This is a genomic window from Streptomyces sp. NPDC059255 (assembly GCF_042752355.1).
Lineage (GTDB): Bacteria > Actinomycetota > Actinomycetes > Streptomycetales > Streptomycetaceae > Streptomyces.
On sequence record NZ_JBHYZP010000012.1, the window covers coordinates 182016 to 190941 of the forward strand.

At 64.6% G+C, this 8926-nt stretch carries 5 protein-coding genes and 1 pseudogene; 1 reads left to right on the plus strand and 5 read right to left on the minus strand.

The features are described from left to right. Window positions 1–159: 159 nt before the first annotated feature. Window positions 160–402: pseudogene (locus ACFXKG_RS17110) on the minus strand (IS982 family transposase); the annotation flags it as partial. A 315-nt stretch (window positions 403–717) separates the two neighbouring features. On the opposite strand from ACFXKG_RS17110, the gene ACFXKG_RS17115 reads away from it, so the two are divergent. After that, a complete protein-coding gene (locus ACFXKG_RS17115; RefSeq protein WP_103517848.1) occupies window positions 718–1287 on the plus strand; it encodes an SMI1/KNR4 family protein in 570 nt (189 codons plus the stop codon). A 73-nt stretch (window positions 1288–1360) separates the two neighbouring features. On the opposite strand, the gene ACFXKG_RS17120 is transcribed toward ACFXKG_RS17115, so the two are convergent. From ACFXKG_RS17120 to ACFXKG_RS17135, 4 genes are all read right to left on the minus strand, one after another. Beyond that, window positions 1361–5836 (minus strand): hypothetical protein, encoded by a 4476-nt coding sequence (locus ACFXKG_RS17120; RefSeq protein WP_384838852.1) that lies wholly within the window; start codon window positions 5834–5836, stop codon window positions 1361–1363. Between the two features lie 21 nt (window positions 5837–5857). Further along, the gene (locus ACFXKG_RS17125) at window positions 5858–6835 is read right to left on the minus strand and encodes a hypothetical protein (RefSeq protein ID WP_384838855.1); all 978 of its coding nucleotides are present in this window, start codon (window positions 6833–6835) and stop codon (window positions 5858–5860) included. A 485-nt stretch (window positions 6836–7320) separates the two neighbouring features. Further along, entirely contained in the window at window positions 7321–7887 is a 567-nt protein-coding gene (locus tag ACFXKG_RS17130) for a hypothetical protein (protein WP_384838857.1), read from the minus strand. A gap of 2 nt (window positions 7888–7889) precedes the next feature. Continuing rightward, window positions 7890–8444, minus strand: coding sequence for a hypothetical protein (locus tag ACFXKG_RS17135; RefSeq protein ID WP_384838860.1), 555 nt, complete (start codon window positions 8442–8444; stop codon window positions 7890–7892). Between the last annotated feature and the right edge of the window lie 482 nt (window positions 8445–8926).

The following is an 8926-nucleotide window of genomic DNA, read 5'->3' on the forward strand; positions in this document are numbered from 1 at the left end:
CGGTCGGCCGCTACTATCTGATGCTTTCTTATCACCTCCAGGGTGGGGCCCCGCTCCCACCCCCCCCCCCCCCACCACTGTTCATTCACCGCCCAGTGTCTCGTGATCCCGTTTATGTCATTCGCGGTTCAGAGTAAATCGGGCCTTGGGTCAAGGCCCGCCCTTGTCCGAGATGAGAAGGATGCCCGTGCGGTCGGCGACCAGGCCGGCGTCGATCTCCAGCATGGCGGCCAGGACTTCGCGTTCGCCGATCTTCGGGCTGGCCAGCGCCCACAGGATCGGCATGCCGGCCGGGGTGCACACCAGGTACAGACGCAGGCCCCGGAAGAACCGCGAGTGGGAGGCACAGTAGCCGTACCCGGCCCACCCAGCCAGGTTCGAACGCTGGACCGTCGGGCGCGACATCCTGCTCGTGCTCCGCTCCTCGCGGCAGCCCGCCTCGTCCTGACGCGCGTCGCAGGAGGTCGGGAAGGCGGAGCCGGGCGGCGGCGCCAGGTGGGGCGTTGCGGCCGGGGCGCGGCCGTGGGAGACGGCAGCGGCTCGGCGGTGAGGTCCGCGTCGTCTCCCTCGTGGAAGATTGCGCCCACCCCCTCACCTGCATATGGTCGGAGGATCTCATGGTGTGCGCGGATGTAGGCTCCTCGCGCGACTGGAGTGATCGCACCTTGCGATGATCGTTAGATGCTGCTCTCACGCGGAGCAGAGAGGAGTGGGGCCATGACAGTGGTGGAAAGCTGGTCTCGCGTGATGAACCTCCTTCAGGAATGCGCCCCGGCTGATCACGCTGATTTCCCTGGACCGGCTACGGAGCCCATGATTGCGGCCGCCGAGGAACGGATGGGAATCTCACTCCACCCGGATCTGCGGGACTGGCTGCTTCAGAACAGTCTCGATCTTCCCGAGGAGGACATGGACGACGATGTGCGATGCTACGGTTTCGCCGGGTTCCCTGACGAGGGTAGCTTCTTCTTGGGAATCCGGGAGATGGAGAAACTCTACGACCATCACTCCCGGCCTGGAGGCATAAACCCTCCGGACCAACCGGACAATCCGTTCTGGCGCAACGAATGGATCCCGTTTCTGTCCGACCAGGACGCCTGGGCGGGAAAGTTCATCGATGTGCGGGACGGGCGTATCGGCACATGGTTCACAGGAGAAGTCACCACTGTGGGCGAATTCGATTCCCTGGCCGACTACTTCGACTCCTTGGCGAACATGCTCACCAATATTTCCCAGGGATCACATGCGACGTGCTCGACAGTCGAGGGTCGGCTTTTCTGGTCATGAGACCATGAGGAAACAAAGCAGGAATGCCCCCACGGTCACCCGTGGGGGCATTCTTACTGCATCCTCATGACGGTTACGGTGTGGGTGCGGTGAATCCGTCGAGGTCGAGCCAGTAGTCGTCGTCCTCCAGCAGGCGCTGTTCGGTGATGAAGCCACCGAAGGGCTGCATCGACTGGGTGTTGACCCAGTTCGACATCGAGGACCGGCCGCAGGGCTCCTTCCAGGTGGGAGGAGTCGCGTCCGGGCGCAGATGGAGCGTCATGGTGTCGTCGTCATTACGCTTCAGGTAGGTCTGCACACATTCCTTTCCGCTGTACGAGACAGGGTTGGGACCGTTGACGTTTCCGCCGCTCTGGAAGGAATTGGCGAAAGTGAACTCGTCACAGCTCCTCTGGTCGGTGATCGGCCTTCCGGCATCCGCGGACCACATGTCACTGAACAGGCCGGTGTTCTTGTACGTCTTCCACTGCCTCTCACAGATGAGCTGACGGTTACGGGCCTGCTGCGTCTTGGTGGGCTCGTCGGTGGCCATCTTGTTGGCCAGGTAGGTCAGCGGCTTGCCCCCGTTGTGGTTACCCCAGTCGATTTTGGTCTTTCGCCACATCATGTCGATGTGGGCGGCGGCACCGGGGAACTTCTTGGAGTTCATCGTGAAGGTCGGGGTGTAACCGGGGAACACACAGCCCGTTCCAGAACCCACACTGTCGCAGCGGATGTCCAACTTCGACTTCTCGACCTCGGTCGGGACGGGCATCGGAACGCCGTTACCCGATCCCCCGAAGGTCCAGTAGGGGGTGATCACGTCCTTCGTGGTGCCGGTGCTCGGTATCCACTTGAACCGGGTGGTGATGGTCCTGATCACCGTGTCACCCTTGGCGAACACCTTGGACCCTGACCAGTTGACGCTCGTGATGCTGCAGTATCCGCGGCACTTGGCCTGGTAGTCCATGGTGACCGTGTTCAGTGCACCTGTCATCGACTTCAACACCATCGTCGTGACCTGGGAGAATTCATTACTCCGGGCGTCGAGATAGATCGTGTTGTAGTAGTCGAAGTACGACCTGCCCGACGGTGCGCCGTCCGTGAGGAACGTGGTCGTCACCTCGTCGTGCATGCATGCATTGGTGCGCTTGCGGGTGATCGAAACGGACACGATGGAGCACGACGCGCTGCTCCTGGCTGCCATCGGGGCCGCCGAGGCTGAACCGGACGAGAGCAGGGCGGCACCGGGATAGAAGTCCTCGTTGATCTCGTCACCGGGCTCGACCAGTTCCGGGTCAGGAGCGGTCAGGTCGGCCCGCATGTCGCCGGTCATCGACTGGCCGTCGTACGTACCGGGTACGAACGCCATGGCGTCGAAGGCGATGTCGGCCTCGCCGTTGCCGCCGTTGAAGTTGTCGAGACGTACTTCGGGGATCTGGTCACCGAACTCGTAGGCGCCCAGGTCCACCCACTTGTTGGACTGGTTCGCCGTCTGCGAGACGGCTGCCTCCTCCTCACCGTCCGGAGTCTGGATCCGGTACACGGCGTTGGACGTCTGCGCACCGTGGTCGGGGATGTGCGCGAAGACCTTGGCCTGACGGGAGGTGTTGGTCAGCGGAGCATTCAGCTTCCAGGTGCCGGTGACCTTCAACCGGTTGGCGTTGGCCGGGTAGGACTCCTCCGTGCGGGTGTGCGTGAACCAGAAGTGGTTGCCGTAGCCCGCGCCGATCTGATGGGTGTCGATCTTCCCCGGATACGTGGTGACGGTGGTCGGGTTGTCCTTGTCGTCATCCGTGAGGTCCATCTGGGTATCCCAGGGGACGTAGGTGAACCCGAACGTGCCGTCGGATTTCACCGCCCCGCATCCGCGGTTGGTGTCGACCCCCGCGGGTGTGGTGCCACCAGGCAGATCGTCGACCACCAGCGCGTTGGAGGGAAGGCTCGTGGTCGAGCAGTTCGGTGGATAGGATTTAGCGTCGGGCTGCTCACCGTAGGACGTGCCGAAGCGGTGTACGCCGTTGCCACACTTGGCGAGTTTCTCGCAGTCCTTCCACTGGTCCTTGGTGATCTCCTTGTTCCACCAGCAGTGGAGCCAGTGGGGGTTGGTGTCGCTGTTGCCCGAGTCGGCCGTGCAGGCCCCCAGTCCCTGGTCGTTGGAGTCGTTGTCGCCGATCTTGGACGGGACACAGGAGTTGGACGCGTCGCAGAAGAGGTCCACCGGCGGCTTGGCCGCGGAGCGGTCCGCGTTGGTGGTCCACCACGCGGGGCGGTAGCCCGCCTGGAAGTCACCGGGCGCGAACATCGCGGAGATGGGACGCGCCGCCCAGCCGATCACCTTCTCCTCGTACGGCCAGTCCTGCGGGTGCGCGGCGTGGCTGTAGTCGTCCTTGGAGGAGTCGATGGCGCTCTGCAGGAACGGAACCCGGTTGGCCTTCCAGAGCGGGTTGGCCGGGTTGTTGGTCCAGCCGACGCCCCAGTGCCCCTGCGAGTCGGTGGTGTCGTAGAAACCGGAGTTGTACGCCCACAGGGCGAAGAACCAGTTCTCGATCCACTTGGGGTGGCCGCCGTTGATCTTCATCCCGGCGTTGTAGGTCTGGTTCCACTTCTCGGACAGGATCCGCACACCGGCGGCGATGTTCGCCGTGTAGTCGAGAGCGACGGCTTCCTGCGCGAGCGTGGACAGAGCGGTCTCACCCGGCTTGGTCTTGCCGGCAAGACGCATGCCGTCGGTCGCCTGGGTGATGCCGTAACCGCAGTCCGCGTCGGCCCAGTTGATCCGCCAGGGGTCGATCTGCTCGCCGGACGCCGCAAAGTCGACACCGTAGTAGTTGCCGACCAGGGAGTTGGCGGTGACACCGGGCACGGCGAAGCGGGTCGCCTGCCACATGTTGGATTCCTGCGCGGTGATGCCGAGCATCACCTGTGCGGGGATGTGCCACTTGTCGGTGACGTCGGGGTCCTCGTTGTCGAGGGTGCCGTTGGGGTCACCGGCGAGGACGGTCGAGGGGAACAGGCCCTGCGGCTGATAACCGCCGGTCCCGGTGTTCTTCCAGTTACCTTCGCGGTAGAAGTCCAGTTCACCGACGACGGCCTGGTCCACCGCCCATTCGACCTGGCGCGGAGTGGGCTGGAACGCCTGCTTCTTCGGGTCGTTGCGGGCCACCGCGCAGTAGCGCTCGCCGGTGCCCTCGCTGGGGTTGTCGGCCTGCGCGGTGAGCGCCTGGGTACGGACGGTCTGCGTGGACAGGCCGTCCGTGCTCTTCTCACCCGTGTCCGGGCCGGAGTCGACCGGACCGCCCGTGGGCAGAGCGGGAGACAGGGCGTGCCCCTGTGCCTCGTCACCCACACGGTGCGCGCCGGGGCGCAGGTCGAGAGTCACGGACTTGCCCGAGTCCAGCATGCGCAGGGCCGTACGGGCGGGCCGTGGCTTGGCGGCGTCCTCCGGGTTGACCAGAGTGGTCTTCCCGTCGGACCAGGTGGTGGTCAGAGCCGCCTGGGCGTGACTGGAGATCGCCGCGCCCATGGGGAGCTTGCCGGGGTTGTGCACCCGCTTGGGCAGGGCCCGGGACGTGGCGTCACCGGTGACGAACACCTCGCCGCGTGCCGAACGGGACAGATCCCAGGCCTCCAGCTTGCCGGAGGCCACCGTGACGGGCTCGGTCTTCTTGCCCTGCGCGACCTCGGTGCGCGTCAGGTGCTTGGCCCAGCTGGCCGGCGTCTTGGATGCCTTCTTGTCGAGCTCGCGGTCGATGAAGGTGATGCCGCCTTCGGCATCGGCAGTGATCTGGAACGGCACAGTCGTCGTGGTGGCCAGGGGCTTCTCGGTCTTGCCCTTGATGCGCACCAGCTTGTTGCCGTGCGCGGCGACGACGCCTTCGGCCGTGGGAACGGCCGAGGTGACCTGCCCGGCGAGCGTGACGGACGGGCTCTGCTTGCCCGTCGCTGCGTCGACGGTGATCAGACGGGTCTGCTGCTTCTCGTCGCCGTCGTGCGAGAGCTGGGTGAACACCGCCTGATCGCCCTGGCCGCAGCCCGGCGAGAAGTAGGCGAGCGACGACTGGAACGGAAGCTTGGTCACCTTGCCCGATTCCAGGTTCACCACCGCGGTGAAAGCGCCGCGGACCATGAGCTCAGGCTTGTTGGTGAACATCCGCGGCGCGTACGAGACAGCCGCGTACCTGCCGGACTCGGTCACACAGTGGTTTCCGATCCACGTGTCCGAGGCGAAGCCGTCCTCGAACAGGCTGGCTATCGTCCGAAGCTGGTAGCCGTCCTCCTCCTTGCCCGCGAGTATGTGGAAGCCGGTTCCGTCGCCGGTCGCAGTGACCGCGGTGTCAGCGGACTTCTGGTAGTCCGCGCCGAGTATGCGGACTCGGTCCTTCGCCGGGATCGCGGACGGCTCCAGCGAGAACTTCTTCTGCTGCTCGGTGGCGTCGCTCCATCCCTGTGCCGCACCCGCGGGCGGTTTTGACCCCTCGGCCTGCGCGGGCAGGCCCAAGGGTATCGCCAGCGCCATGGCCACCGCGAGGGTGACCGGTATGCGCGGACGGATACGTCTCTTTCTCAACTGCTTTTCCCCTCTGGTCATCTACTTGACGGCCTTGGCGGCCGTAAGGACTTCCTTCATGCGCCTTTCGACGGCAGTGAGCTGGTCCTTGTTCTTTTTGATCAGCTGCTTCTGCACTGCCGACTCCTCCTTGAACCAGACCTCGATCAGGCGGGTCTGCTCCTTGCAGTCGATGTCGTCCAGCGCGAGCGCGATCGAGTCGTCGGTGTCGGTGCCGCCGAGGCCCTGTTCCATGGCCCTGTACGGATCCGAGGCGGCGTGGCCCTTGCCCTTCATGCAGGCCGACCACTTGGTGATGGCCTTCTCGACCGGCTGGTGGGGGCGGGATTCGGAAATTCCTGTCGACGCGAGCTGAACGACGAATCCCGCATCGGACTCATTGAGCTTGAGTTTCCGCTTCGCCCATCCGACACAGCCGCCTTCGTGCAGCTTCTTGCCGTCGTACTCGGCGCGAGCCGGTTTGGTCTGGTCGCCCGACCCGGAGTAGGCACCGTCGCTGCCGGTGGGAGGGGCGAGCGGTTCCGGCTTGGTGCGCCCGGTGAGAACCTCGACCTGGATGTTTGGCAGGTCGGGCGTCTGCTCGGCGGTGTACTTCTGCTGCTCGGGCGGGAGCAGGTATCCGTACTTCTCCGCCTGGGCACGGTCAGTGATGCCGTAACGCCGTTCGATGTTCATGCTGTTACTGCTCGCAGGCGGATTCACCCCAGGCCGTGGCAGGTCGACCGTAAATCCGTACTCGGCCATGCACTCCGTCTGAAGCGTGCGCAGAGCGGAGTCGATGACGACCTGATCCGCGTACGAGACCATGTAGCCTTCGAGCGGAAGTTCCAGGCCCTTGACCAGTCCGGAACTGGGCAGTTCCTCCGGCCACTCGCTCCGGTCGGCCTGCGTCTCTTTCGCAGCCGCGCCCGAGGAGGGCTCGGGCTGCGAACAAGAGCTGAGAAGTATTGCCGCGAGCATGACAGTCGCGGCAGTGGACGCTTTCCTGGGGACGTGCACGGGTTCCTTCTCTGTGTGATGTCGTGAAGCGCCGAGACGCTCGTGAAGAGGAGCTTTCGCACCAATGGCGAACAGGCACGGAGTGACCGGCCCACCACGATTCGGGAGCCGGGATTCCCGGGAAGTCGGTGTTCCCGTTCACATGTGTCGAGTACGGCACGGGTGGCGGCTCCAGCACTCGCGACGCCTTGGCCGACCCACGGGCCGCCCGTCCGCCGTCCTGCTCAGTGAGCCCGGCCACGGACACCACATACGAACGAAGGCTGCTTGAACGGGCCGCTTGTCACCGTGGCTTGAGGGAGGCGAGGCCGAGAACATCGTGCCGGACTCTCCGCGGCCGACTGCCGTCGCAGCCGCGTCCGCACCGGCGAACTCCGGGGCCGCTGCGTCCGCAGAGACGTCGCTGACCTCTAAACGGCGCCTTCGCCTCCACGGCGCGCACCGGAGCGCCGAGCGGCCCTCCCGCCCGACCGGCCCGGGAAAACCTACGCGTCGGTCTGTTCGAACACCACTATCTCCGGTACTGGATCATCCGGTACCGGGGCTTCGTCCTCGTCGATGAGAAGTCCCGCTTCGCGTGCCACGTCATCAGGCAGCACGCCGGGAAAGGAGCGCTTCATTGTCACCTCGTATCCGTGCGGTCCGGTCACCCGCACCGTGATGGTGAAGGACATGCTTCTTCGCGAGGGATTGGGGATATGGATGGCGGTATAGACACCGAGTTCGTTCGGGGTCAGCCGGACGTCGATATCGCCGAATGTGTAGACCTTGGTGTTGCCTTCCCGCGTCGGCGCGGAGACGGGTGCCGTCGCTATGGCGGGAGGGGGATCGGGAGAGGCCGGGGCGGAAGTCGGGCTCCGATCGGGCGATTCTGGCGATATCGCCTCTGTCGGATCCTCTGCAGGGAGGTTCTCCGGTGTGGCCGCGCGAGACACGGAAGGGAGCGCTTCCGGCGAATTGTATTCTTCCTTTTTTCCGCTACATCCCGCGACGGCCAGAGCCGCCGCCGCGAGGGCGGCGACGGCTGCTGGAACAGGGCGTGTTCGAGTCACGATTAGTTGCAGCTCCCGACGGTGAAAATGTTGTCCACGACCACCGTGGACCCGCTCTTCATGTAGGAGTAGGCCGTCCCGCAGTAGCCGCGCTTCTGGTACACGGGGCCGGCGTAGGAGGAGTAGGTGCCGAAGTCCTCGGCAGGGGCGTCGGCCGTGTAGTTGGAGCGCAGACGCACTCCCATGGACTTGCTGGCCCCGGTGTCATTGAAGAACACGGCGCAGATCGGCTTGTCGTAGTAAGAGGATCCCGAGGTCGTGCCGTTGGTCCAGGTATACGTCGTGCCGTAGGTGCCGTAGCGCACGGCGTTGGTGGAGATGGTATAACCGGTGCCGCACACATTGGCGGCGGCGACAGCGACGGCCGCGTTGGACTCGATGATCTGTTTCGACTCCTCCGACGCCTCTTTGTCGACCTTTATGCCCTTGATGTCGATGGTCTCGATCGGCTGATTCACCGTCGGGGCCGACTGCCCGGCAGCTGATGCGGTCGGCATGGTGGCCATGAGGCCCAGCATGGCAACAGCCGTAACGCCCAGGCGAACTGCGGTGTTCATTTGTGCCCCTCTGCGTAATGGACGGCGCTGGGAAGGTGAATGCCCTGCCCATGGCAGGGCAAAGGATGCGGAGAAAGGCGCCAGATCTCGGCAACCGCCAGACCATACCCCTGTGAACAGGCTTGCACGCAAGGGCTTTTACACTGAAGTCGCGGGCGAGTTCCGCAGTGATATCCCCGTCGGTTCGGTGTGCTGACCGAGAGTGCAGGGGAGTTCCGTGGCCCGGGCTGACGGTGCGATCAACCATCCCTATCGCAGTCACCGTGGGCTCCGCACCCGCGACGGAACGTGTCCTTCGTCACAGACATGACAAGCGGTTACCTCGTAGGTTGAGCGCGCAGTGGAAATCTGCGCGCCCTCGTTGGGGGTGCACAAGCAAAAACGGGGGTTACTGAGGTTGAACTCGTGGAGTCGTAGGGGCTGACGGTTCGTCGCTCGTGCGGTATCACCGGGGCATGCGGTATCCACAAGGGGGCGGGCTG